The sequence below is a fragment of the Methylobacterium sp. Ger2507 genome (assembly GCF_055231875.1).
Genome location: NZ_JBUYVC010000001.1, coordinates 808,203 through 833,054 on the forward strand (window position 1 = coordinate 808,203; position 24,852 = coordinate 833,054).

A 24,852-nucleotide genomic window follows, 5' to 3' on the forward strand; every position below is an offset into this window, starting at 1 on the left:
GTCAGGTCCAGGCGAGAAGCACCTCCTCGGTGGTCACGGGATGAACCTGCTGGCCGTAGCGGCGGTGATACATCGTCATCAGGGCATCGTGCGCCTCGTCGCAGGAGCTGCACAGGGCGTCGGTGACGATGAGGACCCGGTAGCCGAGGTCGACGGCGCCGAGCACGCTGGCCAGCACGCAGACCTCGGTTTCACCGCCGGTCATCACCAGGGTGTCGATGCCCCGGGCCTGGAGGCGCGCATCGAGATCGGTGCCGAGCCAGGGCGAATAGACCGTCTTGTCGAGGATTTCGGCCGGCGGGACGAGGCGCGCGAGTTCCGGCACGAGGTCGATCAGCCCCGGTGCGAGATGGTCCCGGGTCATCGAGGCCCAGCGCTGCGAGTACCCGGCCCAGGTTCCTCGCCCTTCGCCGGGGTGCCGCGCCGGGATGAAGCGGGTGAGGATGGTCCGATCCGGATGCGCCTTCACGAGGCGCTCCACCCGCGGCAGCACCCGGACCATCCAGGGGGTGTGCCAGTCCGTTGTCTCCAGGAACATGCGTTGCATGTCGACGCACAGATGCAGGCAGGTCCGCCCCAATGCGCCGGGGCGCGCACGCCATTCGCTCACGATGTCCTCCCCGGCTCCAGCGCCGACACGATTCTGCCCTCTCGGACAACCGTGGCATTCCAGGTCGGTTCGACGAATTTCTCCTGTCCCTCAGGCTAAATCCATCGCGTTGTGCAACAAAATGCACGCGCGAAAAAACTGAACACCTGGTGAATTTTCCGGTTCTTGGGGTATCCGGCGGCCAATGCCTCCGTATGAACCTGCTTCGCATCGCCGTCATCATGACGTGCGAGCTCTCTTTGTTCGAGCATGGCGAGATTACCGCATGTTATACTATGATAAGCGCCTTCAATATCCGGTGAAGGTCGACAGCCCGGACCCGATCTTCGCGCGCATGCTCCAGCAGGCGATCGGCGGCATCGAGGGCGAGATCCGCGTCTGCATGCAGTACTTCTTCCAGGGCTGGGGTGCGCGCGGACCGACGACCAAGTACCGGGACATGCTGCTGAATACCGCCACCGAGGAGATCGGCCACATCGAGATGCTGGCCACCGCCGTGGCGATGAATCTCGAGACCGCACCGACCACGCTGCAGGAGGAGGGCGCGGCCGACGGCGTCGTCGGTGCCGTGATGGGCGGCGGCAACCCCCGTCATACCATCGAGGGCATGCTGCATCGGCACGTGCTGTCGACCGGCATGGCCGCCTACCCGGCCAATTGCGACGGCGTGCCCTTCGACATGAGCCATGTCTACGCCAGCGGAAACCTTGCGGCCGACATGTATTGCAACGTCGCCGCCGAGACGACAGGCCGGGTTCTGGCGGTGCGCCTCTTCAATGCAGCGCATGATGCCGGCATGAAGGACATGCTGCACTTCCTCATCGCACGCGACACCATGCACCAGCAGCAGTGGCTCGCAGTCATCGAGGAACTCGGCGGCGCCGAAGGCAACCTGCCGATCCCGAACAGCTTTCCGCAGAGCAAGGAGCACGAGAAGTTCAACTACAACTTCTTCGCCACCACCCGCGACGGCTCGCCGCCGCCGGCGGGGCGCTGGACGAGTGGTCCCTCGCTCGACGGCAAGGGCGAGTTCACCGTGGTCCAGAACGAGCCCATGGGCGAAGTGCCGAATCTCGGTCCGGCCCGGCCCGACAGCGGCGCCCAGACCCAGCAGATGTGAGCCCCCGACGGCCTTGGTATACGAGGGCGATCCAGGCCCTGGTATACGGTGAAGGTCGTGTCACGGTCGCGCGGTTTCGGCCCCGCGTCGCGTCAGGCGGCGCGGATCGCGGCCGCGACCTCGCCCGGGTACTCCTCGTGCGGGCTGAGCGCGCCCGGCACCGAGGCCCGGGCGACCCGGCCGGTGGCGATGAGCGCGTCCATCTCGGCGCCGGAGCGGCGCGGCGCCCGCTCCGGCCGCAGCACCAGGATCGGCGGCAGGCCGGGGGCCTCGAACAGGTCGAGGAAGTCCCGTCGGGACTCGAACGGGTCGAGCCCGCCGGTGACGAAGGCGGCGGTTCCGAAGCGGCCGCCGTTCTGGCGGGTGATGACGTGCTTGTCGGCGATGATGCCCGGGGTGACGTGGGCCGGGTCGGCATAGACATGGGCCCGCATCATCCGGCCGATCACGGGCCGGCTGATGTTGATGCGGTAGAGGGCGTCGCCCAGCAGCGGCAGCTCCACCGCCCGGCGCAGGCCGGCGAACAGGCCCTTGCGCTCCGGTCCCATGGCGGTGGGCAGCGGCCCGCGCCAGGTCGGGGCGACGAGGACGAGGCGTTCGAAGCGGTGCGGATGGCGCCGAGCGGCGGCCACGAGGTAGCCGGCCGAATGACCGGCGCCGATGCCGAGGGCGTAGGGACCGGGCGCGGCCTCCAGCAGGGCGTCGAGGAAGGCGTGCATCGTCGCGGGGTTCATCGGCACCCGGGCGCGGACATGGTCGCCGAAGCCCGGCCAGTCCGGCACGAGGCAGCGGTGGCTGTGCCCGAGGTCCTTGGCCAGTGCCCGCATCTCGACCCGGGCCGAGATCGACGACAGGGCCGGCAGCAGCAGAGCGTCGGGACCGTTGCCGACCACGTCGTAGGGCGTCGGCACGCGGCGCCCGGCGAAGTTCAGCGCGAAGCTGCGGGCGGAATGGGCCGGGTCGATCATCGTACGCCTCTTCCTCGCATGCGGGACGATATCACCGGCCCCAGATGGGGCCTCGCCGACCGCGCCGGCACGCGACCGGGTGACGCCCCGGACCGCGCACCGCGCCGGATCAGGTGCGCAGCAGCTCGTTGATGGCGGTCTTCGAGCGGGTGCCGGCGTCGACGCGCTTGACGATGACGGCGCAATACAGGCCGGGGCCGGGGCTGCCGTCCGGCAGGTCCTTGCCGGGCGTGGTGCCGGAGACCACCACCGAATAGGGCGGCACCCGGCCGTACATGACCTCGCCGGTGGTGCGGTCGATGATCTTGGTCGAGGCGCCGATATAGACGCCCATGGAGAGGACACTGCCCTCGCCGACGATCACGCCCTCGGCCACCTCGGCGCGGGCGCCGATGAAGCAATTGTCCTCGATGATGACCGGATTGGCCTGGAGCGGCTCGAGCACGCCCGCGATGCCGGCGCCGCCGGAGATGTGGCAGTTCTTGCCGACCTGCGCGCAGGACCCGATGGTGACCCAGGTGTCGACCATGGTGCCCTCGCCAACATGGGCGCCGAGGTTGATGAAGCTCGGCATCAGCACCGCGCCGGGGGCGATGTAGGAGCCGCGACGCACGACGCAGCCGGGCACGGCCCGGAAGCCGGCTTCGCGAAAGTGCTTCTTCTTCCAGCCCTCGAACTTCGAGGGCACCTTGTCCCACCAGGTGGCGCCGTCGGGGCCGCCGTGGATGATCTCCATGTCGTTGAGGCGGAAGGACAGCAGCACCGCCTTCTTGAGCCACTGGTTGACCTGCCAGTCGTCGCCGACCTTTTCGGCGACCCGGGCCTTGCCGGCATCGAGCAGGTTCAGGGCCTCCTCGACGGCCTCGCGCACGGCGCCCTTGGTGCCGGTGTCGATGGTGGCGCGCTCCTCCCAGGCGGTCTCGATGGTGGCGGCGAGGTCGGTGGGGGACGCGGCGTGCGACATGGGGCGGTCTTCCGGGAAGCGGCGTTCGGGACGGGTCCCGTGCTTACAAAAGCCCGTCCGGCCTGTCACCTTCCTGTCGCCGTCCAAGAACGGCGTGTCGCCGGCGAAATCCGGCGTGGCCTCATACCCCCGTCGTCATCCCGCCGTCATGGGCTTGGAGCTGGCATGGCCGCAGGCGTCGTAGCGGCGCTCGATGAAGAAGTAGTCCTGCATGGTGGTGTTGAAGTACCGGGCCGAGACCGAGACCTCGCGCTTGACCGGCCGCCCCTCGATCAGGGCGCTGGGCACCCGCTCGATGGTGCAGCACGCGGTCTTGTCCTCCAGATAGGCGAGCTTGCTGGCATAGGACCGGCCGCCGTGATCGCCGTTCTTGACGATGTCACGGATCATGATGTCGACGTAGGCGTCGTCCGACAGGGTGGCGTTGGTTTCGTAGCAGACCAGCAGGCGGGTGGACTGCTCGTAGATCAGGTAGCCCGCGCCGAGCACCGCTGTGGTGAAGAAGGCGATGCCCGCCGCCCGCGTTCCCCGCCCCATCGGTCGTTCATCCTGGCGCTCCGCCATCGCCTGTTCCCTTCGCCCGGCGCGGACCCGGGCTCCGACCGAGCACCGGGTCTGGGCGCGCCGCCCAGGGCCGAGGCCGGGGACTCACGCGCGCCGAATCTACGCCGCGCGAGCCTGGACCGGATTCGATGACAAATGGTTTCCGACCCGCGAAATGTCGGCCAGCCTTCCAGGGCGCAGGAGCTTCTCGGGGTTTCGGAAGCTTCTTGGGGTCTCAGGTGCCTCTTCGGCGATTGCGGCGTGAGAGCAATGCGGGTTTCGCACGCCGGGTTGTTCGAGCGGGTCGGCCCGACGGTCGCCGCCCGGCCGGATGGCGTACGCCGACGCGAAAAATCCCGACGCGGTCCGAACCACGGCATCGGACGATCCGCAGCGTCGTTCCAGTCCGGCAACCGCGATCGCGGTTGCCGGCAGAGGCATGGCCGGGGCGTGCGGATCGGGGGCCTCTGTCAGACCGGCGATCCGGCACCGCCCGCCTTCTCAGTCTCCGAAAGCGCGCTCGATGCGGGCGGCGCGATCGGCGCGATGCGCCAGCCGGGCATCGCGGTCGGATTGGACTTGGCGGACATCGGCCGCATGCGCGTATGCCCGGGCGGCGCCAAAATCACCGTTGATCGCAGCAACGTTGGCCGCATGCTGGTCTCTGCGCGCCTGAATCGCCCGGACATTGGAGGAATGAGAGGCATCGCGCGCGAAGAGAGAAGACTGAAGGCTCTCTTGCGCCTGTGCGGGCACCACGAGCCAGAGCGAACCACTGGCGACAAGACCCATTACGGCTGCTTTTACGACGTTCATGACAGCGAATCCTCAACTTGATTGATGATCACCAATGAAACAACAGACTTTTAAGATACTCGACACAGGCCATCAAGCCTTTTGTCGGACCTGGATTTGATAACGATCCTCCTTTGACCGGAGATATAGCCTGACGAGCGCTTTCGGTTCCGGGCGCAGCGAATTTTTGGTGTCTGCCGGTGTGCCGGAGCACGCGCGCCTCGGCGGCCCCGCTCTTGGATCGGACGATGGGTCCGCCTTGCGGGAGAGACGCAGCGGGCTTCCGCGAACGGGGCATCCGCGAGCCTACGCCCGGCCGCGAACCCCTCGGCCGGATGCATGACCGGGATAGAAAGAGGGTCAGGGCGTGATGGGGTCGAACCGGTCGCCGAGCCCGACCAGATCGGTCGTGAAGGCCGCGAGATCCTGGCTCAGATCGGCGTGGATGGCCCGGGCCGCGTCGGGAAATTCCTCCAGCACCCGGCGCATCAGCGTGGGGGTGATGCGGATCACTTCGGCGTCACGCGTCGCGTCGGCATCGCAGGGGCGCTCGCCGCGCTGGAACAGGGCGAGACGCCCGATCAGGCTCGACCGCCCCATGATGACCGGCTCGGCGCGGGCGCCCCGGGGGGTGAGCGTCAGCGTGCCCGACATCACCACGAAGCCGCCATCGGCGCGCTCGCCCTGGGCGAACAGGCGCTCGCCCGCGCCGAGGCTGCGACGCTCGGCGGCGAAGGAGAGCAGGCGCAGCGCGTCCCGGGCCATGAATCCGAACAGGGGCGCGGCACTCAGGATCGCGATGTCGTCGTCGAGCCCCATCGGATGTCCCTGCTGTTCTGCGTGGCCGCGCCACGGGATTGCGGGTGGAGCTTAACCGAGACGCCGGCCCGACGATATGGCGCGCGCGAGGCGCCGCCGCCCGGTGTTTCACGGGAAACATCGGACGCCGGCAGCCCCTGCGCGCCGAACCGGAGCAGGCGGTCGCCGCGTCGCCGGGGAGCGCCACCATGCCCCGCCGCTCCCCGCCAGGGCTCTGAATGCCGGCCCGGCCTTCGGTCCGCCGCCCGGGGCGGGAAGGGATTCTCACGCCGGTTCGCGATCGGGGTTAGGTGAATGCGTCGCGGGGGCGCATAGTCGATGCGTCACAGGATGCCCCATGCCCATCATCGAACTCAGAACCGTGTCGGGATTATCGGCCGCGAAGGCCGCCGTCATCGGGGCGACCCGCGCCCTGGAATCGGCCTTTCCGCTCCTCACCGAGGCGGCGATGCAGGACCGTCTCAGCAAGGCGGTGGCGGCTCTGATCCAGGTCGAGGCCGCGGCGGACCTTCAGGGAACGGCCACGGCCGCCTGAGCCGGACGGCGCCGGCCTGATGGAAAACCCGGACGCGACGCTCCCGACACGCGACGCTCCTGAAGCGTGGACCACGAAACCAGGAATCGGCCATGATCGAGTTTTTTGACCGGGCCGGGCAGGAGGCGGCGTTCTGCCATGACGGGCATGCGCTCTACCTGTGGAACGGGAAGCCGGCGGCCTTCCTCCACGACGACAAGGTCTACGCCTATGACGGGCGCTTCATCGGCTGGGCCGACAGGGGCTGGATCTCGGACGAGACCGGCGCGTGTCTCCTGTTCGAGCACGATGCGGTCGGAGGGCCGGACAAACCCAGGCGCCAGACGAAGACGACGCCGGGACCCCGAGGGGCCAGGCCGGCACGCGGGGAACCCGGGCCGACGCCGCCCGGGCGGTTCGCCGCCGCCACGTGGTCGGACCGTGTCTTCGCCGACCTGATCTGAGGGTCCGGCAATCCGCGCCCGCGCCTCAGTCCCAGTCTTGGCTGTCCAGCGTGCAGGCTCCCTGGGCGAGGTCCGCGATGGCGGACATCGCGGCGTCGAGGGAGGGATGCTCGCGCTTCACGCCCTTCAAGAGGCCGGACGCCTCCGGCCGGATCTGAAATCCACTTGCGCCCGACGACGTCGTGACGGTGCCGAGACGTCGCCCCAGGCGATCCGCCAGGACCCAGGCGCTTCCCGAAGAGCCTGTCGGCGTGAGGACCACGTCCATGGCAGCCTGACCTCCCGTGAGGATCGCACCTTGCGTGCGAAGCCCTTCCTAGCACGGTTCCGGCCGGGGCGCGGGGCGAAGCGCAGATGCCGCCCCCCCACTCGCCAGATCGCCGCGGGCGCCGTGGTGGGCCTGGCTCGGCGGCTGCCTCAGCGTGCTGCTGATCCTGGCCCAGCTCTACGCCTCGCCCGCCATCGGGCCGCGACCTTCCGGGGAATCATCGTGCCCGGGAATCATCGTGACCGTGGGCGTCGTCCCTTCGATCGGGCTCGACCATTTCGGCTGGGTCGGCTTTCCGGTGCATCCGGCGAGCCTGTGGCGGGTGGCCGGCGCGGGCTTCATGATCCTCGGGGTCGCCCTGGTGGCACTGTTCTGAATTCCGGGTCTGCGACGCGGGCCGGACCGCTCAGCCGTAATCGGCCTCCGGGATCACCGCGCTGAACGGCACCGTGAGCACGAGACGGGCCTCCACATCCTCGATCTCGAAGACGCAGACCGACCAGTCGCGGATGAAATCCGTCCGCGTCCGGGTGATCATGTCGTGGGCCATCGTCAGGGCGCGCGCCCGCACGGCGGCGAGATCCGGCCAGTCCTCGCCCTCTGGGTCGACGGCCAGACCTTGCGGCCCCGGGCGGTGACGCAGGTTGAAGTAGTAATGCGGCATGGTCTCAGGCCTCCTCGATGAGGCGCGCGTACTCGGCTTCCGTGATGCCGTAGCCGTCGTCGGCGAGGGCGACGAGCCCGTCCCGGTCCAGCACGCGGATGCGCCCGCGCTGGGCCTTGATGAGGCGGTTGCCCTCCAGCGTCTGCACCGCCAGCGTCGCGCCCGGACGCTGGACGCCGAGCATCAGCGCCAGGAACTCGTGGGTGATCGGAATCTCGTCGCCGTCCACGCGGTCGTGCCCCATCAGCAGCCAGCGGGCGAGGCGCACGTCGAGGGTATAGGCGGCGTTGGCGTAGGCGATCTGGCGGGCCTGGGTCAGCGCGGTGTGGAGGTAGCGCAGCAGAAGCCGGCGCAGGGTCGGACTGTCCGCGACGGCCGCGCTGAACGGGGCCCGCCCGATGGCCAGCACCATGCCGGGACCCTGCACGAACTCGTGGTAGGACGCCCAACCGCCGTCGAGCAGCACCTGGGGCGCGCCCACCAGCCCTTCGCGCCCGGTCATCCCGACCTCGATGCGATTGCCGGCGACGTCGGCCATGACGGAGACGTAGCCGGTCTCAGGAAAGTAGAGTTCGGTGACCGGCTCGTTCGGGTGGATCAGGCTCTGGCGCAGGGTGGTCGGCATCGGCCGGAGATGCGGCTGGAGCCGGGCGAAATCGTCTGCCGACAGGCGCTGCAGCAGACGGTTGCGGATCGTGGCGTGTTGGGGCGGCGACATCGAGGGGCTTGGCATCCATGCAGCGGGACCGGGGCAGGCGAGAGCCTGCGCGGGCTCCTGGAGCGCCTGCGCACCATTATGCGGCAGACGATGGACAGAGTATCGATAGGTTCCGTCCCGACCACAACCCGGATTGTCGCTGTGTTCACTACCCGACATAGGAGAAGTGTCGGGTACAACACGATAATATCTTCAGGAGCAACATTGCTCTGCTGGGCAGGTTAGACTTTTGTCTAATGCCTGTTCATTGCCGGCCTGCTGAAGAGCCGCTGGCCTGTCGGGAGCCAGCCTCGATGCCTGCCCTTCGCCAGAGCGACGCCGCACCTGCAATCCCGAACCTGCCTATCCCGAACCTGCCTATCCCGGATCTGCCTATCCCGGATCTGGACCAACGGTCGGGGTGCAACGCCCTGGTGCGCCGGTTCCAGGGCCTGGCAGCGCTGACCGCCTCCGATGTCGCGGCCCTGGAGCGGATCAGCGCCCAGCTGCGCCTGCTCGGGCCGCAGGTCGATCTCCGGCCCGACGACGCCGTGCCGGAGGCCGCCTTCGTGGTGCTGGAGGGTTTCGCCTGCCGCTACACGCAGCGCGCCGGCGGGCGGCGGCAGATCATGGCCTACCTGCTGCCCGGCGACCTCTGCGACGTGGATGCGCCCGATCTCGGCTCCAGGACTTCAGGCCCCATGAACCACGCGGTCGGCACCCTGGCCACCTCCCGGGTGGCGCGCATCCCGCGCCCGGCGCTGACGGACCTGATCCGGTGTCATCCCACCCTCGGGCAGGCCCTGCGCGCGGCTCGGCTGTCCGAACAGGCCATCAGCCGCGAGTGGATCGTCAATCTCGGCTGCCGCTCGGCCCTGGAGCGGATGGCCCACCTGTTCTGCGAAGTGATGGCCCGCTTCGAGGCGGTGGGACTGGCGCAGGACGGCGCCTGCCCCCTGCCCCTCACCCAGTCGGATCTGGGCGACACCCTGGGCCTCTCGAACGTGCACGTGAACCGGACCCTGCAGGACTTGCGGCGGCAGGGCCTGGTGGAACTCCGGGGCCGGAGCCTGCGGCTGCTCAAGCCCCGGCAGCTCCGGGATATCGCCGAATTCAGCCCGGGCTACCTCCTGGCCGCCACCGGGACGGACGGGCCGCGCCTCAGCGCAGACCGCCGCTGGCGGTGATCTCCTCGCCGGTCACCCAACGGGCGTCGTCGGAGGCCAGGAAGGCGACGATGTCGGCGATGTCGTCCGGCCGGCCCGCCCGGCCGAGCGGGGTCTGGGCGACGAAGCCGGCCTCCATCTCCGAGCCGACGATGCCGGCGGTGTGGGTGCCCTCGGTCACCACGTAGCCGGGGCTGACCACGTTGACCCGGATCCGGCGCGGGGCCAGCTCGTTGGCCAGCACGTGCGAGATCGCGTTCACCGCGCCCTTGGTGCCGGTATAGACCGCCGTGGTCGGCGTGTGCACGCTGGTCACCGCCGACGAGATGGTGACGATGCTGCCGCCCTCGCCGAGATGCGCCGCCGCCGCCTGGCTCGCCAGCAGGACGCCGAGCACGTTGACGTCGAAGACGCGGCGGTATTGGGCCTCGGTCACCTCGCCGATCGGGGCGAATTCGTAGATCCCCGAATTGTTGACCAGCACGTCGAGCCGGCCGAATTCCCGGATCGCCGCCGCGATCAGGGCGTGGGCCTGCTCGGTCTTCGACACATCGGCCTGCACCGCCACCGCCCGGCCGCCATCGGCCACGATCGCCGCCACCACCGCGTCGGCATCCGCCCGGCTCGAAGCGTAGTTGACCACCACGGCCGCGCCGTTCCGCGCCAGCGCCTTGGCGATCCCGGCCCCGATGCCCTTCGACGCGCCGGTCACCACCGCGACCTTGCCATCCAGCTTCGACATGTGTGCTAACCTTCGACCTGGGCCGGCGCCGGATTGGCGCCTGAACTCCCATAGTTCGGAATTTCGGTACTAATGGTGCGACAATCAAGCCTCCAGTCGGTTGAAAGATGAGGCCCCTGGTGCATCCGGCGATGGCGGACGTGCGGCCGGAGGCGATCCTCCACGCCCTGTCGGACCCGGTCCGCGCCGCGATCTTCGCCCGCATCCTGCGGACCGGTTGCGTCGAGGCCTGTTCGGCGGTCTCGGCCTTGGGAGACCGGGTCATCCCGAAATCGTCCCTGTCCAGCCACTTCAAGGTGCTGCGCGAGGCCGGTCTGATCCGCAGCGAACGTCACGGCGTGGAGATGCGCAACCACTCGCGCTGGGACGAGGTGCAGGCACGCTTTCCCGGCCTGCTGCCGGCGATCATCAACGCCTATGCGGCCGAGAGCGGGACGGAGGCCGGGACGGCAACCGCCGCCGGTGGCGACCCGTCCGGGCCGGAGGCCCAGGGCGCGGTGTGATGGCCGGGATCGTCGGCTTCCGACTCAACCCCATCGCTTGGTTCGCCATAGACGCTTCCAAGAAACGGTCATTCGTCGGCCGTCCGGCAACTCTGGGTTGGGATGGGTTTAGGACAGTCCTCTCGCCGTTATATCCTGCAAACGAATCCGGAGGTGGGGGATGGACGTAGTTGTGAGGCGTGCCACCGCCGACGACGTTGGGGCCCTGGCGAGACTGAACCAAATCGTTCAGGCCTTACACGTTAGCGCTGAACCTGCCGCGTTCAGGGCGGATTCCAGCGATGCCGAAATGCAGAGCTTTTTTGCGAATCTCGTCATTGCCGATAAGACGTTCGTTTTAATTGCTGAGTTGGCCGGACTTCCTGTAGGATATGCTTGGTTCGAGATACAAAACCGTCCACCAACTCCATTTACGAATGCCAGGCTTCGCATCTACATACATCACGTTGTAGTCTGTGAAAACTCACGTAAACTAGGCGTGGGATCATCCTTGCTTGACGCTGCTGAAGCTGAGGCTCAGGTGCGCGGTATCAAGGACGTTGTGCTAGATACATGGGCTTTCAATGAGAGCGCACGGAATTTCTTCGAAGCTGCCGATTTCAAGCCGTTTAATATCGTCATGCGCAAGAAGCTAGGCAATTCTGCTTAGGTTGCGAGCGGGTGGGATGGCGATATCTACTTACCTAGATTATCGATCAGGAGAAGACCGGCGAAAATCCACCCGCCCCATTCGTAGAGCGAACCCGCTGCGTCCGACCCCGTCCACGTCGTCGCGAGAAATTCGTATCGCTCTCGAAGGCGGATGTGCGGGGACGGGCAGTTTGGAACAGTCAGGAACCGAAATTTCGGAAGACCTACGGTCCACGCAGCGTCAAGCGGCGGCCAACGCTGCTTTCAAAGCTCGAATTTCCTGGTCGCGGACCTCCACGACCCTTCGCAGGTTGAGCAGTCCGATCACCTGCTTCGCCAGGGCGTTCAGGCACTCGGTCTGTTCCTCGTTCAGGCCACCCGGGCGCGCCACCGTGTCGATGACGCAGAGCGTGCCCAGGGTCTGGCCCTCCGGCGAGGTCAGGGGGGCGCCTGCGTAGAAGCGGATGCCCGGTTCGCCCGTCACGAGGGGATTGGCGCAGGTCCGTTCGTCCTTGGTCAGGTCGGGGATCACCAGCAATCCAGGACGCCCCAGGGCATGGGCACAGACCGACGCGCTGAGATCGGTCTCAGAGGGTTTGAAGCCGGAGCGGGCTTTGAACCACTGCCGGTCCGCGGCCACGAGGCTCACCAGGGCCACCGGGACCGCACAGACCGAACGGGCGAGCAGCACGATCCCGTCGAAGCTGGCTTCCGCATCGGTGTCGAGGATCGCGTAGGCATTCAGCACCCCCAAGCGGTCGGGGTTGCCGATAGCGGCCACCGGGTCACGGTCGTTGCTCATCCGGTCAATCTTTCCGTCGGCTGTCGGCAGCCCCGGAGGGCGAACCGATCAGGCGGCGCAGGACGCGGCCCACCTGTTCGGCCGAGTAGGGCTTTTGCAGCAACTCGAACCCATGGTTGTTCTGCCCGGCAAGAACGTGGCTGTAACCCGAGGTCAGCACCACAGGCAGCCCGGGGAAGTCGCTGCGGATCGCTTTGGCGAGTTCGAGGCCGCCCATTCCGGGCATCACCACGTCCGAGAACACCGCGCGGAACGTCTCCGTTCCGGTCTGAAGCCGCTCCAGCGCCGCTTCGCCGCTGACCACAAGCTCCGTCTGGCAACCAAGGTCTTCCAGAAGCTGGGTCGCGGTGAGCCCGACCTCGATGTTATCCTCGACGATCAGGATGCCTTGTCCGTAGCCCAGCGGCGACAGCAGCGCATCCGGATCCACGGAGTCGATCACCCCGGCTCCGCCTTCGGCCCGAGGCAGGTAGAGGGTGAAGGTCGTGCCGTGTCCGAACCGGCTGCTCACATCCACGTCGCCGCCCGATTGCTTGGCGAATCCGAAGACCTGGGAGAGGCCGAGGCCGGTGCCCTTGCCGACCTCCTTGGTGGTGAAGAACGGCTCGAAGATCCGCTCCATCTGCTCCGGGGCGATACCGCTTCCGGTGTCGGTCACCGAGACCGATACGAACGTCCCGTTCTGCGCGGGATGGCTTCGGATGACGGGGATCTGCTCCACGGGCCGCACGGCGACCGTCAGTTCCCCCTCGCCGTCCATCGCGTCGCGGGCATTGACCGCCATGTTGACCAGCGCGGTGTCGAACTGGCTCATGTCGGCATTGATGTAGCAGGGGGCCGGGGAAAGCTCGGTGGTGATCCTGATGCGGGAGCCGGTCAGCGTGCGGATCATCTCGCCGGTCCGGCGTAGGCTCTCGCAGGCGTCGAAGACCTCCGGCGTCAGCGGCTGCCGCCGTGAGAAGGCCAGCAACTGATTGGTGAGTCTGGCGGCGCGCTCGACCGTGTCGGAGATCGCGCCGATGTAGCGGGCACGACGCTCGTCGGAGAGATCGGGCCGCTTGAGCAGATCGGTGGACGACTTGATGACGGTCAGCAGGTTGTTGAAGTCGTGAGCGACGCCGCCGGTGAGCTGGCCCACCGCTTCGAGTTTCTGCGACTGTCGGAGGGTGTCCTGCGTGGTCGTCAGTTCCGCTTCGGCTCGCAGGCGGGCCGAGATGTCTCGGGCGTAATGGAATGCGCCGATGACCTGACCGGCATCATCCCGCAGCGGCGAGTAGGACACCTCCCAGTAAGGCTTGACCCGGTCGGGGTCGCCGAACTCCTCGGTCACCGAGAAGGCCTCCCCCGTCAACGCCCGCTCCATGAGATTGCGCATGACGGGCGCCTGGTCGGGCGGGAAGAGGTCCGGGAACACGTCTCCGAGCTGAACACGGCAGGCGAAGATCCGGTGGAATTCGTCGCTGTGCGCCTGGTTGAAGGCGATGAGGCGGAACTCCGTATCGAAGGCGCAGATCGGCGCGACGCTCGCCTCGACGAGATCGCCGTAGAGGCGGAGTTTGGCGGTGCGCTCGGCTACCCTCGCCTCCAGCGTGTCGTTCAACTCGCGCAGGGCGATCTCGGCCCTACGCCGCGCCGTGATGTCGGACGCCGCGCCGTACCACTCGGTGATGTTGCCCTCGGCATCCAGCAGCGGCACCGCGCGGGAAAAGGCCCAGCCGATGGTGCCGTCGACCTGATTGACCCGATGCTCGATGGAGTAGGTCGATTGGGTTCGGATCGCCCGTGCGATCTCCGCCCGGACGGCTTCCCGGTCGGCGGCCGGGATGTACTCGTCCAGCCAGTTCCGGTTCGCGCTGGAGGTGTCGGGGATGAAGTTACCGCCCGCGAGCTGGTCGAGTTCGGTCCAATCGGCGTTGATCCGGTAGCGCACCTCGGAGGAGCTGCGGATCAATGCATCGAGGGTCTGCTCGCTTCGCTGGAGGGCGAGTTCGGTCTGCCGTCGTGCGGTGATATCGGAAAAGAGCACCGCGACCTGCCGCAGGCTGGCCGGCTCGACGCGATGCGCGGTGACAGCCAAGTCCCGCCCCGTGGCGACCAGGTGCTGCTCGAACTTGATCGGCACGCCGGTCCTCAAGACCTCGGCGTAGCGGTGCACCCACTCGTCGGCCTCGGCGCCGACGATCTCACGCAGGCGCTTGCCGACGACATCCGGGATGCCAGAATTCGCGGTGTAGGCCGGGTTGGCCTCGATGTGGATGTAGTCGCTCAACGGTCCTTCGGGGCCGTCCAGGAACTCGATGACGCAGAACCCCTGCTCGATCGAATCGAACAGCGTTCGGTAGCGCGCCTCGCCAGGATGACGGGCAAGGCCAGCCTCTGCGCTCATGGACGGGCGGTCGAGCTCGGTCATGGCTTCGAGGATGGGCCCGGCGATATCCGCTGAACGTCCTTCGTCTCCTGATGGGATCGCAGCAGGCGCACGGCCGCGCGGATCAGGTCGCTCGCGGAGGCATATTCTCCGCGCATGACCTGCTCATCGACCCACGCGGCGAGCGGCTCGGTCAGCGCGATGTGGCGGGAGTGCTTGGCGGGCATAACCCTCGATAGCATCCTTCCTCGGCGGGGTGTTTCCTATTCGACACCTGCGACGCGATGGACGGCCCTTCGGACCAACCCGGGCGTGATCTGAGCCAGTCCCTGAGAGACCAGCGTGAACCGTATCGCGTGACATCACGTCGTTGTGATCTAGGTTAAAAGAAGAAGCCATGTTCTTTGGCGAACTCGACCTAGGAAGGTTCGCCGGTGTCCGACGCAATCCGCAACTTAATGGACGTGATCCTGAGAGGGATCGTTGAGGACGAGGGATTTGCACGCGAACTGGCCGACGCTGCTTTCCAGCTTGGGTCTGACGACGACCTCGTATCGGTTCAGGTTCTGTGCAGCCTGAGCCGGCAGCATCGCGTGCGCGCGATCAAGGGACGGGCCGAACTCGCTGCCCTCGCGGAGCGATACATCCGCGGCGAATGCCCGTGAGAGGATCGGGCTGGAGGAGCGCTCCTACGGCAGGAGCTTGTAGCCGCCGCCCTCGGTGACGAGAATCGCCGCGAGGGCCGGGTTCGGCTCGATCTTCTGGCGCAGGCGGTAGATGTGCGTCTCGAGGGTGTGGGTGGTGACCTGGGCGTTGTAGCCCCAGACCTCGGCCAGCAGCGTGTCGCGGCCCACCACCTCGCGCCCGGCCCGATACAGGAAGCGCAGGATCGCGGTCTCCTTCTCGGTGAGCTTCAGCTTGGAGCCGCGCTCGCCCACCAGCAGCTTGGCGCCGGGCCGGAAGGTGTAGGGGCCGATCTGGAAGACCGCGTCCTCGCTGGCCTCGTGGCTGCGCAGATGGGCGCGGATGCGGGCGAGCAGCACCGCGAACTTGAACGGCTTCGTGACGTAGTCGTTGGCGCCCGCTTCCAGGCCCTCGACGGTGTCGTCCTCGGAATCCTGCGCCGTCAGCATGATGACCGGGCCGCGATAGCCGCCGCGGCGCATGGCCCGCACGCCCTCGCGCCCGTCCATGTCGGGCAGCGCGACGTCCATCACCACGAGATCGATGCGGTCGTCGGTGACGCGGGCGATGGCGCTCTGGGCGTCCACCGCCGTCAGCACGGTGAACTCGTCGTAGAGATCGAGCTGTTCCATCAGCGTCTCGCGCAGCGAGGCGTCGTCGTCACAGATCAGAAGGCGATGGGTGTTCGGCATCGACCGAAGGACTTTCAGGCAGTTTCGCGGGGTTCGTCTGCGGTTGTCGGGCTGCAGACGAACGATGACGCCGAGGCTTCGGCACACAAGCACATTCCAAGGCAACGATGATGACACGGTGGCATCGTCATGCCTTATGTAAATCACACCGTGCACACTTAGCCCACAATCTCAACTGCGCACAATACGGTTGTGCGCAGTCTATCCGGCCCCTACGGCGCGGCGCGGCCGAAAGTTTCAGGGGCCGGGCCGGCGCGTTTCGCGCTCCCGATCAGGGAGGTGCCCGGCCGGCCGCTCAACCCCGGCGGAAAACCCCGGCCAAACACCCCAGCGAAAAACCCAATTGGCAGCCGGCGGGCGGGCACGCGATAAGCGGCCGATGAAGCGCCCTCCGAAGCGAACGACCCAGCGCGTCGCCCTGCCACACCTGCGCGTGCGCGCCCTCGTCACGGACCGGAGCCGGGGCCAGCTCCTGGCAGGCGGGGCGATCGTCCCCTGCGCCCTCGGGCGGGCCGGCATCACCCAGACCAAGCGCGAGGGCGACGGTGCCTCCCCGCGCGGCCGCTTCCGCCTGCGCGGCGGTGTCTACCGGCCGGATCACTTCGCGAGCCGCCCGGCGAGCCCCCTCCCCTTGGCGCCGAGCGCGCCGGGGGACGGCTGGTGCGACGATGCGCGCGACCGGCGCTACAACCGGCCGATCGCCCTGCCGGCACCGGGGGTGGGGCACGAGCGGCTGTGGCGGGAGGACGGACTCTACGACCTCGTGGTCGACCTCGATTACAACCGGGGGCCGATCCGACGCGGGCGCGGCTCGGCGATCTTCCTGCACGTGGCGCGGCCCGGCTTCCTGCCCACCGAGGGCTGCGTCGCCCTCCGGCGCGCCGATCTGGTCCGGCTGCTGCGCCGGATCGGCCCGCGCACGCACCTGTGGATCGGTTGATCCTGGGGGATCGGTTGATCCCGGCGGATCAAGTGAACCCCGCACCTCGGGCGGCGCGGGCCTGCAGGGCGGCGAGGCTGCTGCGCACGGCGATGGCGAGGGGCGTGTGCGGCTCCTCCCCCAGAAGGGCGACGAGGCGGGCATTGTCGAGTTCGAGGCTCGTCGACCACAGATAGCGCATCTCGATCACCTCGCGCAGGAAGGTGACGAAGGGCGCCCCGGCATAGACCGGCAGCCACCGGAACGGCCGGACCGGCGCGCGCGCGCCATGCGCCCGGCCCGCCGCTTCAGCCACCGCTTCAGCCACCGCCTCGGCCACCGCATCGGCCATGCCGCACCCGTGCAGGTGATGGCCGCGGAAGTGCAGGCTCAAGCAGCGCGGCAGGTCGGCCTCCCGGTCGGCGAGGCGCGCGAAGGTCTCGGCGAGATCGGGCAGGTAGGCCCAGGCATGGCCGGCGCCCGGCACCTCGGGGGTGACCACCCGGCGCACGGGTCGGCCCTCCCGCATCAGCACGGTGGTGACCCAGGAACTCGGGGCGCGCGGGCCGAAGAAGTCGCCGGCGCGGACCACCAGCGAGGCGAGGCCGGCCTCCGCCGCCGCCGCGAGCATCGCCTCCATCTCGACCCGCACGGCCCCCTTGCGGGTGCGGGGATGGCGGGGCGCGTCCTCGCCGAGGCGGGCGCCGCCCTTCGGGGTGAACACATCCGGACCATAGACGTAGAGGCTTCCCGGCAGCAGCAGCCGCGCCCCCGCGCCCTGCGCCGCCGTGATCGCGTGGGCCAGCATCGGCATCGCGAGGCCGCGCCAGTTGCGGTAGCCGGGCGGGTTGGCCCCGTGGAACAGCACGCGGGCGCCGGCGGCGGCCCGCACCAGGTCGGCCTCCCGCAGGGCGTCGCCCGCGACCCAGTCGAGGCCCGCCGGCCCGCTCCGTCTGGCCCTTTCGGGGTCGCGGGCGAGGCCGCGCACCCGCCAGCCGTGCCGCAGCAGCGCCTCCGCCACCGCCCCGCCGATCCCCCCTGTCGCCCCCGTGACCAGGGCCAATCGCTCCGTCATCGCCTTCACTCCTCTGTCGAAATCCACGCGAGGATGCGGGCGGCGAGGTTCTACGCCCATTGCCGAAAGGCGGTGACCTGCCATACGAAAATGCATGGATGGTCCTATGGAACACCGAAACGCCGATCCGGACTGGCACCTGTGGCGGGCCTTTCTCGGCGTGGTCCAGGCGGGCAGCCTGTCGGGCGCGGCCCGCGCGCTGAGCCTGACCCAGCCGACCCTGGGCCGGCAGATCGCGGCCCTGGAGCGAAGCCTGGGCCTGACCCTGTTCACCCGATCGAGCGACGGCCTGCGGCCCACCGACCGCGCCCTCGACCTCCTGCCCCAGGCCGAGGCGATGGCGGCGGCCGCGGCCGCGCTGATGCGGCGGGCCTCGGGCGCCCCCGACGCGATGCGGGGCCGCATCCGCCTGACCGCCAGCACCTTCCTGGGCGGCGCCGTGCTGCCGGCCCTGCTGGCAGGCTTCCACGACGCCCATCCGGGGGTCGACCTCGAACTGTCCTTGAGCGACCGGACCGAGGATCTGCTGCGCCGCGATGCCGATCTGGCCGTGCGCAACGTCGCCCCGACGCAGAGCGCCCTCGTGGCCCGGCGCATCGGCACGGCGCCGATCCGGTTCTACGCCCACCGCGCCTACGTCGCCCGGCGCGGCGTCCCGGCCTCGGCGGCGGATCTCGGCCGGCACAGCCTGATCGGGCGCGCGGCCCATGCCGAGCGGGTCCGCCCGACCCTCGGCCACGACCTGACCTTCGCGTTCTCCTGCGCCGACGATCTCGGCCTGCTGGCGGCGCTGCGCGCCGGCTTCGGCATCGGCTACTGCCAGGACGGCATCGGCCGGCGCGACCCGGATCTGGTGCCGGTCCTGCCCGAGATCGTCCTGGCCGAGGTCGGAATCTGGCTCGTCATGCACGAGGACCTGCGCACGACGCGCCGCATCCGCGCCCTGTTCGATCATCTGGCCGGGGGGCTGAAGGCGTATCTGGACGGCCCGGAGCGGGATGTTTCGAGACGGTCGCCGAGGTCCTGATCGAGGCGCCCCTCCGCGTGTACGCCACACCCTTGCCGGCGGACCGCGTCCCCCTCCCCTGTGTGGGAAGAGGGAGCGGCGCTGTCCTGCCGAAGACCCCGGCTGCCGGATGCCCGGTCAGCCCGCCACGGCGGCGGAGGCCGCCGCGGCGCCAGAGGCCGCCGTCAGGGCCGTCATGTTGACGATGCCCCGTACGGTGGCGGTGGGGGTGAGGATGTGGACCGGCTTTGCCGCGCCGAGCAGGATCGGGCCGACGGAGACGCTCTGGCCGGCCACCACCTTGAGGGCGTTGAAGGTGATGTTGGCCGCCTCCAGGTTCGGCATGACGAGGAGGTTGGCCTCGGCGGTGAGGGCCGAATCCGGCCGCAGGCGGCCGAGGATCGTCCGGCTGAGCGCCGTGTCGGCCGACATCTCGCCGTCGATCTCGAGATCCGGCGCGCGGGTGCGGATGAGCGCCAGGGCCTCCCGCATCTTGCGCGACACCGGATCGTCGATGCTGCCGAAATTCGACGCCGCGACCAGGGCGACGCGCGGCGTCTGGCCGAAGCGGCGCATCTCCGCAGCGGCCTGCACCGTCATGTCGGCGATCTCCGCGGCGCTCGGGTCGCGGTGGATGTAGGGATCGCAGATGAACAGCGTGTGCCGGGGCAGTTGCAGCAGGCCCATGGCGGCGAGCCCCTGCGCGCCCGGCTTCAGGCCGATCGCCCCGGCCACCTCCGCGAGGTGGGCCGGATAGGTGCCGGTGGTGCCGCAGAGCAGACCGTCGACCGCGCCGGCGGCGAGGAGCCGGGCCGCCTGAACGGTGGCGCGGGCCTCAGACGCCGTCTCGGGCGCGATCTCGGCGACATGCACGTCGGTGCCGATGCGGATGCGCAGGCCGAGACCGGCGATCTTCCGGGCGATGGTCTCGGCCCGTCCGACCAGGACCGGGGTGGCGAGGCGCTCGTCGACCACCACCTGGGCGGCGCGGAGCACGCGGTCCTCCTCGCCCTCCGCATAGGCGATCCGTTTCAGGCCCGTCTCGGAGGCCGCGGCGAAGACCGGCTGCATCACCGTGCCGGAGGTGTAGACCAGGCGCTCCAGGGAGCGGCGGTAGGACTCGACGTCCTGGAACGGCCGGGTGGCGACGCCGCTGTCGATGGCGGCCTGGGCCACCGCCGGGGCGACGGTGGTGATCAGGCGCGGGTCGAACGGGCGCGGGATCAGGTAGTCGGGCCCGAAGCGCAGCTCGTGGCCGCCATAGGCCGCCGCGACCACATCCGACGGCTCGGCATGGACGAGGTCGGCGATGGCGCGCACGGCGGCGCGCTTCATCGCCTCGTTGATCTCGGTGGCGCCGACGTCGAGGGCGCCCCGGAAGATGAAGGGGAAGCACAGGACGTTGTTGACCTGATTCGGATAGTCCGAGCGTCCGGTGGCGATGAGGCAATCCGGCCGCACCTGCTTGGCCAGCGCCGGCAGGATCTCCGGGTCGGGGTTGGCGAGCGCCAGGATGATCGGCCTGTCGGCCATGCTGGCGACCATTTCGGGCTTGAGCACGCCGCCCTGGGAGACGCCGAGGAAGATGTCGGCATCCTTGACCGCATCGCCGAGGGTGCGTGCCTCGGTCTCGCGGGCATAGGCGCGCTTCTGCGCGTCGAGGGAGGCCATCCGGTCGGTGGAGACCACGCCGCGGGAATCGCAGACGACGATGTTCTCCTTGCGCAGGCCGAGGCCCACCAGGATGTTGAGGCAGGCGATGGCGGCGGCGCCCGCGCCCGAGCAGACGAGGCGGGCCGTCTCGATCGGCTTGCCCACCACCTGGAGGGCATTGATCAGGGCGGCGGCGGCGACGATGGCGGTGCCGTGCTGGTCGTCGTGGAAGACCGGGATCTTCATGCGCTCGCGCAGCTTCGTCTCGATGACGAAGCATTCGGGGGCCTTGATGTCCTCGAGGTTGATGCCGCCGAAGGTCGGCTCCAGGCGGGCGACGGTCTCGATGAACTTCTCCGGGTCGGTCTCGTCGATCTCGATGTCGAACACGTCGATGCCGGCGAACTTCTTGAACAGGCAGCCCTTGCCCTCCATCACGGGCTTGCCGGCGAGCGCGCCGATATTGCCGAGGCCCAGCACCGCCGTGCCGTTGGTGATGACGGCGACGAGGTTGCCGCGCGAGGTCAGGCTGTAGGCCTCGTCGGGCGCGTGGTGGATGGCCATGCAGGCGGCCGCGACGCCGGGGGAATAGGCGAGCGCGAGATCGCGCTGGGTGCTCATGTCCTTGGTCGGCTGGACCGCGATCTTCCCCGGGGTCGGAAAGCGGTGGTAGTCGAGGGCGGCCCGGGTCAGGGCGGCCTCGGTGCCGGCATCGGCGTTGGCGGCGGCGCCCGCGGTGCGCAGGTCGGTGTCCTTGCTCATGGTGTTCGTTCCACAGATCGGTTGCTAAGGGGTCCGCGACGGGGCCGGCGCGTGCCTCGTCCGGGCATCGGCCGGCCGTTCCCGGTCCGCGTGGCCCGGGGTCGGGTCGTCGCCTGGGCGGCCCCCGGAGACGGGGCCGCGCGGTTCGCAGGCGGTCAGTGAGCCTTTTTCGGCCCGTCCTTTTTCGGCCCGTCCTTTTTCGGCATGTAGAGGTCGGTGATGGTGCCTTCGAAGGCCTCCGCCGCCAGCCCGATCGTCTCCGACAGGGTCGGGTGCGGGTGGATGGTCAGGCCGATATCCTCGGCATCCGCCCCCAGCTCGATGGCCAGCGCCGCCTCCGCGATGAGGTCGCCGGCCGAGGGGCCGACGATGCCGCACCCGAGAATGCGGTCGGTCTCGGGATCGAACAGCACCTTGGTCAGGCCCTCCTCGCGCCCGAGCGCCAGCGAACGCCCGGAGGCCGCCCACGGGAAGACGCCCTTGCCGAGCGTGATCCCCTTCGCCCGGGCCTCGTTCTCGGTCAGGCCGACCCAGGCCACTTCGGGGTCGGTATAGGCCACCGAGGGGATGACCTTGGCGTCGAAGGCGCTGGGCTTGCCGGCGGCGACTTCCGCCGCGACCTTGCCCTCGTGGGTCGCCTTGTGGGCCAGCATCGGCTGGCCGACCACGTCGCCGATGGCGAAGATGTGGGGCACGTTGGTCCGCATCTGCCGGTCCACCGCGATGAAGCCGCGCGCGTCGACGGCGACCCCCGCCGCCTCGGCGCCGATGCGATGGCCGTTGGGGCGCCGCCCGACCGAGACCAGCACCTTGTCGAAGGTGTCGGTCGCCGGCGCACTGCCGCCCTCGAACGAGACCTTCAGGCCCTCGGACGTGGCCTCGACGGCGGTGACCTTGGCCTTGAGGTGGATCGCCTCGTATTGTTTCTGGATGCGCTTCATCAGCGGCATGACCAGGTCCCGGTCGGCGCCGGGGATGATCTGGTCCATCAGCTCGACGATGGTCACCTGGGAGCCGAGGGCGTGATAGACGGTCGCCATCTCCAGCCCGATGATGCCGCCGCCGATCACCAGCAGGCGGGCCGGGATTCCGTCGAGTTCGAGCGCCCCCGTCGAGTCGATGACCCGCGGGTCGTCATGCGGGATGAAGGGCATCTGCACCGGCTCGGAGCCGGCCGCGATGATGGCGTGGTCGAAACCGATCACGCGGGTCCGGCCCTCGTGCTCCACCGCGACCTGATGCGGTGAGACGAAGCGGGCCTCGCCCGTGACCACCGTGACCTTGCGCTGCTTGGCGAGGCCGGTGAGACCGCCGGTGAGGCGCTTGACCACCCCGTCCTTCCAGGCCCGCAGCTTGTCGATGTCGATCTGCGGCGCCGTGAAGCTGATGCCGTGCGCCGCCATGGCGTGACTCTCGTCGATGACCTTGGCGGCGTGCAGCAGGGCCTTCGACGGGATGCAGCCGACATTGAGGCAGACGCCGCCGAGATTCGGCCAGCGCTCGACCAGCACCACCGACTGGCCGAGATCGGCCGCCCGGAAAGCGGCGGTGTAGCCACCGGGACCCGCGCCGATGACGAGCACCTGGGCCCGCATCTCCTCGCCGGACACGGGGGCCGCGCCCTTCGGAGCCGGGGCGGGCGCCGCTCCGCCGGTCGCGGTGGCCGAGGAGCCGTAGCCGGCCTGACCCTCGCCCGGGGCGTGGCCGCCCGGGGAGGCGGACGCGGCACCGGATGTCGTCGTGTCGGTCACCGTGGGCTTCGGCGCGCCGGTGCCGGCGGCCTCGGCCATCACCAGGATCAGGTCGCCCTGGCTGACGCTGTCGCCGGGCTTGATCCGCACCTCGGCCACCGTGCCGGCCACCGGGGACGGGATGTCCATGGTGGCCTTGTCGGATTCCAGCACGATGATCACGTCGTCGACCGCGATCACGTCGCCGGGGCCGACGCTGACCTCGATCACGGGCACGTTCTGGAAGTCGCCGATATCCGGCAGGTGGACGTCGTTGCTGCTCATCAGGTCACCTCACTCGTTGGGTCGCGCGGGCCGGGCTCCGTCGTCAGACGACGAGGCGGCGGACGTCCTCCAGGACGTGGGCGAGGTGGCGGGCGAAGCGCGCGGCGAGCGCGCCGTCGATGACGCGGTGATCGTAGGAGAGCGAGAGCGGCACGATCAGGCGCGGCTCGAACGCGGCGCCGTTCCAGACCGGGCTCATCTTGGCGCGGGCGACGCCCAGGATCGCGACCTCGGGGGCGTTGACCAGCGGCGTGAAGGACGTGCCGCCGATGCCGCCGAGGCTGGAGATCGAGAAGGTGGCGCCCTGCATGTCGGCCGCCCCGAGCTTGCCGTCGCGGGCTTTCGCCGAAATCGCCCCGAGGTCGCGGCTGATCTCGATGATCCCCTTGCGGTCGGCCTCCTTGATCACCGGCACCACGAGGCCGTCCGGCGTGTCGACCGCCACGCCGATGTTGTAGTAGCGCTTGAGGATCAGCGCGTCCTTCTCGGGGCTGAGCGAGGCGTTGAATTCGGGGTGCTTGCGCAGGGCCGAGACGGCGGCCTTGATCAGGAAGGCCAGCAGGGTGACGCGGTAGCCGTTGTCCTTCAGCGCCTTGCCCGCGTTGTCGAGCTCCTTGCGGTAGGCGTCGGTCTCGGTGATATCCGACTCGTCCTGGTGGGTAACCAGCGGCACGTTGAGCCAGGACCGGTGCAGATGCGCGCCGGAGATCTTCTTGATCCGCGACAGCGGCTGGGTCTCGATCGGGCCGAACTTGGAAAAGTCCACCGCCGGGATCTCCGGGATGCCCATGCCGCCGCCGGCAAACGCGGCCGTGCCGGAGGCGCCGGCGGCCGGTGCGGCCGCGCGGGTGAGATGCCCCTTCACGTCCTCCTTGGTGATCCGGCCCTTCTCGCCGGTGCCCTTCACGGCGGTCAGGTCGAGGCCGAGTTCGCGGGCGAGGCGGCGCACGCCGGGGCTGGCATGGACCTGCGAGAAATCGGGGAGGGTGCCGACCGGCGCCGCAGGCGCAGTCGGGGCGCTCGGGCGGGAACTCGAGGCAGAACTCGGGGCTTGCTCCTGCTTGGCCAGGAGCGCGGCGCTGTCGGCGCCGGCCGGGGCCTCGGCGGCCTTGGCTGGGCTGCTGGAGGCCTTGGCGGGGCTGCTGGAGGCCTCGCCCTTGAACACCAGGAGCGGCGAGCCTTCGCTGACCTTGTCGCCCAGCTTGACCAGGATTTTTTCGACGACGCCGGCGCTCGGCGAGGGCACGTCCATGGTCGCCTTGTCGGATTCCAGCGAGACCAGCGGGTCGTCGGGTCCGATCGTGTCGCCCTCCTTCACGTGGATCTCGATGATCGGGATCTCCTTGAAGTCGCCGATATCCGGAATCTGGATCTCGATGCCCATTGCGCTTCTCCCTGGCTTGAGTCGG

The 24,852-nt window shown here is 69.0% G+C and carries 27 protein-coding genes and 1 pseudogene; 10 read left to right on the forward strand and 18 right to left on the reverse strand.

Going from position 1 to position 24,852, the window contains the following annotated elements; translation table 11 throughout:
• Window position 1: 1 nt before the first annotated feature.
• Window positions 2–613, reverse strand: a complete 612-nt coding sequence (locus tag ACV7NL_RS03780) for a cysteine hydrolase family protein (protein ID WP_443136739.1) — start codon at window positions 611–613, stop codon at window positions 2–4.
• Between the two features lie 262 nt (window positions 614–875).
• On the opposite strand from ACV7NL_RS03780, the gene ACV7NL_RS03785 reads away from it, so the two are divergent.
• Complete coding sequence (locus ACV7NL_RS03785) at window positions 876–1,730, forward strand: manganese catalase family protein (RefSeq protein WP_056485481.1); 855 nt, start codon at window positions 876–878, stop codon at window positions 1,728–1,730.
• A 92-nt stretch (window positions 1,731–1,822) separates the two neighbouring features.
• On the opposite strand, the gene ACV7NL_RS03790 is transcribed toward ACV7NL_RS03785, so the two are convergent.
• The 5 genes from ACV7NL_RS03790 to ACV7NL_RS03810 all read right to left on the reverse strand — a co-directional run bounded on the left by ACV7NL_RS03790 (window position 1,823) and on the right by ACV7NL_RS03810 (window position 5,819).
• Complete coding sequence (locus tag ACV7NL_RS03790) at window positions 1,823–2,698, reverse strand: alpha/beta fold hydrolase (RefSeq protein WP_463354970.1); 876 nt, start codon at window positions 2,696–2,698, stop codon at window positions 1,823–1,825.
• A gap of 109 nt (window positions 2,699–2,807) precedes the next feature.
• Window positions 2,808–3,662, reverse strand: a complete 855-nt coding sequence (gene dapD / locus ACV7NL_RS03795) for a 2,3,4,5-tetrahydropyridine-2,6-dicarboxylate N-succinyltransferase (protein WP_056182614.1) — start codon at window positions 3,660–3,662, stop codon at window positions 2,808–2,810.
• 135 nt (window positions 3,663–3,797) lie between these two features.
• Window positions 3,798–4,199: a hypothetical protein gene (locus ACV7NL_RS03800; RefSeq protein WP_056485483.1), complete on the reverse strand. Its 402-nt coding sequence runs from the start codon at window positions 4,197–4,199 to the stop codon at window positions 3,798–3,800.
• Between the two features lie 507 nt (window positions 4,200–4,706).
• A complete protein-coding gene (locus tag ACV7NL_RS03805; protein WP_156376214.1) occupies window positions 4,707–5,021 on the reverse strand; it encodes a hypothetical protein in 315 nt (104 codons plus the stop codon).
• Between the two features lie 339 nt (window positions 5,022–5,360).
• A complete protein-coding gene (locus ACV7NL_RS03810; protein ID WP_463354971.1) occupies window positions 5,361–5,819 on the reverse strand; it encodes a cyclic nucleotide-binding domain-containing protein in 459 nt (152 codons plus the stop codon).
• Between the two features lie 337 nt (window positions 5,820–6,156).
• On the opposite strand from ACV7NL_RS03810, the gene ACV7NL_RS03815 reads away from it, so the two are divergent.
• Window positions 6,157–6,354, forward strand: coding sequence for a hypothetical protein (locus ACV7NL_RS03815; protein ID WP_056182628.1), 198 nt, complete (start codon window positions 6,157–6,159; stop codon window positions 6,352–6,354).
• Between the two features lie 92 nt (window positions 6,355–6,446).
• On the forward strand, window positions 6,447–6,797 hold the full coding sequence (locus ACV7NL_RS03820) for a 4-fold beta flower protein (protein WP_463354972.1): 351 nt from the start codon (window positions 6,447–6,449) through the stop codon (window positions 6,795–6,797).
• 25 nt (window positions 6,798–6,822) lie between these two features.
• Here the strand turns inward: ACV7NL_RS03820 and ACV7NL_RS03825 are convergent, their stop codons facing one another.
• On the reverse strand, window positions 6,823–7,065 hold the full coding sequence (locus ACV7NL_RS03825) for a hypothetical protein (protein WP_463354973.1): 243 nt from the start codon (window positions 7,063–7,065) through the stop codon (window positions 6,823–6,825).
• A 106-nt stretch (window positions 7,066–7,171) separates the two neighbouring features.
• Between ACV7NL_RS03825 and ACV7NL_RS03830 the strand changes: the two are divergent.
• Window positions 7,172–7,441 (forward strand): annotated as a pseudogene (locus tag ACV7NL_RS03830) (DMT family transporter); the annotation flags it as partial.
• Window positions 7,442–7,471: 30 nt separating this feature from the next.
• On the opposite strand, the gene ACV7NL_RS03835 reads toward ACV7NL_RS03830, so the two are convergent.
• Both ACV7NL_RS03835 and ACV7NL_RS03840 read right to left on the reverse strand, forming a co-directional pair.
• Window positions 7,472–7,729 carry a DUF6894 family protein gene (locus tag ACV7NL_RS03835; protein ID WP_463354974.1) on the reverse strand — a complete coding sequence of 86 codons (258 nt, stop codon included), beginning with the start codon at window positions 7,727–7,729 and terminating at the stop codon, window positions 7,472–7,474.
• Window positions 7,730–7,733: 4 nt separating this feature from the next.
• Window positions 7,734–8,447 carry a Crp/Fnr family transcriptional regulator gene (locus tag ACV7NL_RS03840; protein ID WP_463354975.1) on the reverse strand — a complete coding sequence of 238 codons (714 nt, stop codon included), beginning with the start codon at window positions 8,445–8,447 and terminating at the stop codon, window positions 7,734–7,736.
• Window positions 8,448–8,740: 293 nt separating this feature from the next.
• On the opposite strand from ACV7NL_RS03840, the gene ACV7NL_RS03845 reads away from it, so the two are divergent.
• Window positions 8,741–9,613, forward strand: a complete 873-nt coding sequence (locus tag ACV7NL_RS03845) for a Crp/Fnr family transcriptional regulator (RefSeq protein ID WP_463354976.1) — start codon at window positions 8,741–8,743, stop codon at window positions 9,611–9,613.
• On the opposite strand, the gene ACV7NL_RS03850 is transcribed toward ACV7NL_RS03845, so the two are convergent.
• The gene (locus ACV7NL_RS03850; RefSeq protein ID WP_056182642.1) at window positions 9,588–10,334 is read right to left on the reverse strand and encodes a glucose 1-dehydrogenase; all 747 of its coding nucleotides are present in this window, start codon (window positions 10,332–10,334) and stop codon (window positions 9,588–9,590) included. The genes ACV7NL_RS03845 and ACV7NL_RS03850 overlap by 26 nt on opposite strands.
• Before the next feature lie 107 nt (window positions 10,335–10,441).
• On the opposite strand from ACV7NL_RS03850, the gene ACV7NL_RS03855 reads away from it, so the two are divergent.
• A complete protein-coding gene (locus tag ACV7NL_RS03855) occupies window positions 10,442–10,837 on the forward strand; it encodes an ArsR/SmtB family transcription factor (RefSeq protein ID WP_463354977.1) in 396 nt (131 codons plus the stop codon).
• A 160-nt stretch (window positions 10,838–10,997) separates the two neighbouring features.
• Window positions 10,998–11,486, forward strand: coding sequence for an N-acetyltransferase family protein (locus ACV7NL_RS03860; RefSeq protein WP_463354978.1), 489 nt, complete (start codon window positions 10,998–11,000; stop codon window positions 11,484–11,486).
• A gap of 222 nt (window positions 11,487–11,708) precedes the next feature.
• Here the strand turns inward: ACV7NL_RS03860 and ACV7NL_RS03865 are convergent, their stop codons facing one another.
• The 3 genes from ACV7NL_RS03865 to ACV7NL_RS03875 are packed head-to-tail and all read right to left on the reverse strand — an operon-like array spanning window position 11,709 to window position 14,864.
• A complete protein-coding gene (locus ACV7NL_RS03865; RefSeq protein ID WP_463354979.1) occupies window positions 11,709–12,269 on the reverse strand; it encodes a GAF domain-containing protein in 561 nt (186 codons plus the stop codon).
• Window positions 12,270–12,273: 4 nt separating this feature from the next.
• Complete coding sequence (locus tag ACV7NL_RS03870) at window positions 12,274–14,655, reverse strand: PAS domain-containing protein (RefSeq protein WP_463354980.1); 2,382 nt, start codon at window positions 14,653–14,655, stop codon at window positions 12,274–12,276.
• A gap of 20 nt (window positions 14,656–14,675) precedes the next feature.
• Entirely contained in the window at window positions 14,676–14,864 is a 189-nt protein-coding gene (locus ACV7NL_RS03875) for a ribbon-helix-helix domain-containing protein (RefSeq protein ID WP_463354981.1), read from the reverse strand.
• Window positions 14,865–15,071: 207 nt separating this feature from the next.
• Between ACV7NL_RS03875 and ACV7NL_RS03880 the strand changes: the two genes are divergently transcribed.
• Window positions 15,072–15,302 (forward strand): hypothetical protein, encoded by a 231-nt coding sequence (locus ACV7NL_RS03880; RefSeq protein ID WP_056187380.1) that lies wholly within the window; start codon window positions 15,072–15,074, stop codon window positions 15,300–15,302.
• A 24-nt stretch (window positions 15,303–15,326) separates the two neighbouring features.
• Here the strand turns inward: ACV7NL_RS03880 and ACV7NL_RS03885 are convergent, their stop codons facing one another.
• Window positions 15,327–16,013, reverse strand: a complete 687-nt coding sequence (locus ACV7NL_RS03885; protein WP_056187383.1) for a response regulator transcription factor — start codon at window positions 16,011–16,013, stop codon at window positions 15,327–15,329.
• 379 nt (window positions 16,014–16,392) lie between these two features.
• Here ACV7NL_RS03885 and ACV7NL_RS03890 point away from each other — a divergent pair, with 379 nt between their 5' ends.
• Window positions 16,393–16,953 (forward strand): L,D-transpeptidase family protein, encoded by a 561-nt coding sequence (locus tag ACV7NL_RS03890; protein WP_056187385.1) that lies wholly within the window; start codon window positions 16,393–16,395, stop codon window positions 16,951–16,953.
• 28 nt (window positions 16,954–16,981) lie between these two features.
• Here ACV7NL_RS03890 and ACV7NL_RS03895 read toward each other — a convergent pair whose 3' ends face one another.
• On the reverse strand, window positions 16,982–18,007 hold the full coding sequence (locus ACV7NL_RS03895) for an NAD-dependent epimerase/dehydratase family protein (protein WP_463354982.1): 1,026 nt from the start codon (window positions 18,005–18,007) through the stop codon (window positions 16,982–16,984).
• Between the two features lie 106 nt (window positions 18,008–18,113).
• On the opposite strand from ACV7NL_RS03895, the gene ACV7NL_RS03900 reads away from it, so the two are divergent.
• The gene (locus ACV7NL_RS03900) at window positions 18,114–19,034 is read left to right on the forward strand and encodes a LysR family transcriptional regulator (RefSeq protein ID WP_056485513.1); all 921 of its coding nucleotides are present in this window, start codon (window positions 18,114–18,116) and stop codon (window positions 19,032–19,034) included.
• 117 nt (window positions 19,035–19,151) lie between these two features.
• Here ACV7NL_RS03900 and ACV7NL_RS03905 read toward each other — a convergent pair whose 3' ends face one another.
• The 3 genes from ACV7NL_RS03905 to aceF all read right to left on the reverse strand — a co-directional run bounded on the left by ACV7NL_RS03905 (window position 19,152) and on the right by aceF (window position 24,827).
• The gene (locus ACV7NL_RS03905; protein ID WP_463354983.1) at window positions 19,152–21,428 is read right to left on the reverse strand and encodes an NADP-dependent malic enzyme; all 2,277 of its coding nucleotides are present in this window, start codon (window positions 21,426–21,428) and stop codon (window positions 19,152–19,154) included.
• Window positions 21,429–21,583: 155 nt separating this feature from the next.
• Window positions 21,584–23,443, reverse strand: a complete 1,860-nt coding sequence (gene lpdA, locus ACV7NL_RS03910) for a dihydrolipoyl dehydrogenase (protein WP_463354984.1) — start codon at window positions 23,441–23,443, stop codon at window positions 21,584–21,586.
• 43 nt (window positions 23,444–23,486) lie between these two features.
• Window positions 23,487–24,827, reverse strand: coding sequence for a dihydrolipoyllysine-residue acetyltransferase (gene aceF / locus ACV7NL_RS03915; protein WP_463354985.1), 1,341 nt, complete (start codon window positions 24,825–24,827; stop codon window positions 23,487–23,489).
• Between the last annotated feature and the right edge of the window lie 25 nt (window positions 24,828–24,852).

Coding starts and splice junctions, on each gene's coding strand:
- ACV7NL_RS03895 (WP_463354982.1), bottom strand. CDS start 18,007: ATGACGGAGCGATTGGCCCTGGTCACGGGGGCGACAGGGGGGATCGGC.
- ACV7NL_RS03850 (WP_056182642.1), bottom strand. CDS start 10,334: ATGTCGAAGCTGGATGGCAAGGTCGCGGTGGTGACCGGCGCGTCGAAG.
- ACV7NL_RS03870 (WP_463354980.1), bottom strand. CDS start 14,655: ATGAGCGCAGAGGCTGGCCTTGCCCGTCATCCTGGCGAGGCGCGCTAC.
- ACV7NL_RS03890 (WP_056187385.1), top strand. CDS start 16,393: ATGAAGCGCCCTCCGAAGCGAACGACCCAGCGCGTCGCCCTGCCACAC.
- ACV7NL_RS03855 (WP_463354977.1), top strand. CDS start 10,442: ATGAGGCCCCTGGTGCATCCGGCGATGGCGGACGTGCGGCCGGAGGCG.
- ACV7NL_RS03905 (WP_463354983.1), bottom strand. CDS start 21,428: ATGAGCAAGGACACCGACCTGCGCACCGCGGGCGCCGCCGCCAACGCC.
- ACV7NL_RS03875 (WP_463354981.1), bottom strand. CDS start 14,864: ATGCCCGCCAAGCACTCCCGCCACATCGCGCTGACCGAGCCGCTCGCC.
- ACV7NL_RS03835 (WP_463354974.1), bottom strand. CDS start 7,729: ATGCCGCATTACTACTTCAACCTGCGTCACCGCCCGGGGCCGCAAGGT.
- ACV7NL_RS03810 (WP_463354971.1), bottom strand. CDS start 5,819: ATGGGGCTCGACGACGACATCGCGATCCTGAGTGCCGCGCCCCTGTTC.
- ACV7NL_RS03825 (WP_463354973.1), bottom strand. CDS start 7,065: ATGGACGTGGTCCTCACGCCGACAGGCTCTTCGGGAAGCGCCTGGGTC.
- ACV7NL_RS03900 (WP_056485513.1), top strand. CDS start 18,114: ATGGAACACCGAAACGCCGATCCGGACTGGCACCTGTGGCGGGCCTTT.
- ACV7NL_RS03805 (WP_156376214.1), bottom strand. CDS start 5,021: ATGAACGTCGTAAAAGCAGCCGTAATGGGTCTTGTCGCCAGTGGTTCG.
- ACV7NL_RS03800 (WP_056485483.1), bottom strand. CDS start 4,199: ATGGGGCGGGGAACGCGGGCGGCGGGCATCGCCTTCTTCACCACAGCG.
- ACV7NL_RS03885 (WP_056187383.1), bottom strand. CDS start 16,013: ATGCCGAACACCCATCGCCTTCTGATCTGTGACGACGACGCCTCGCTG.
- aceF (WP_463354985.1), bottom strand. CDS start 24,827: ATGGGCATCGAGATCCAGATTCCGGATATCGGCGACTTCAAGGAGATC.
- ACV7NL_RS03785 (WP_056485481.1), top strand. CDS start 876: ATGTTATACTATGATAAGCGCCTTCAATATCCGGTGAAGGTCGACAGC.
- ACV7NL_RS03865 (WP_463354979.1), bottom strand. CDS start 12,269: ATGAGCAACGACCGTGACCCGGTGGCCGCTATCGGCAACCCCGACCGC.
- ACV7NL_RS03845 (WP_463354976.1), top strand. CDS start 8,741: ATGCCTGCCCTTCGCCAGAGCGACGCCGCACCTGCAATCCCGAACCTG.
- lpdA (WP_463354984.1), bottom strand. CDS start 23,443: ATGAGCAGCAACGACGTCCACCTGCCGGATATCGGCGACTTCCAGAAC.
- ACV7NL_RS03840 (WP_463354975.1), bottom strand. CDS start 8,447: ATGTCGCCGCCCCAACACGCCACGATCCGCAACCGTCTGCTGCAGCGC.
- ACV7NL_RS03820 (WP_463354972.1), top strand. CDS start 6,447: ATGATCGAGTTTTTTGACCGGGCCGGGCAGGAGGCGGCGTTCTGCCAT.
- dapD (WP_056182614.1), bottom strand. CDS start 3,662: ATGTCGCACGCCGCGTCCCCCACCGACCTCGCCGCCACCATCGAGACC.
- ACV7NL_RS03815 (WP_056182628.1), top strand. CDS start 6,157: ATGCCCATCATCGAACTCAGAACCGTGTCGGGATTATCGGCCGCGAAG.
- ACV7NL_RS03860 (WP_463354978.1), top strand. CDS start 10,998: ATGGACGTAGTTGTGAGGCGTGCCACCGCCGACGACGTTGGGGCCCTG.
- ACV7NL_RS03790 (WP_463354970.1), bottom strand. CDS start 2,698: ATGATCGACCCGGCCCATTCCGCCCGCAGCTTCGCGCTGAACTTCGCC.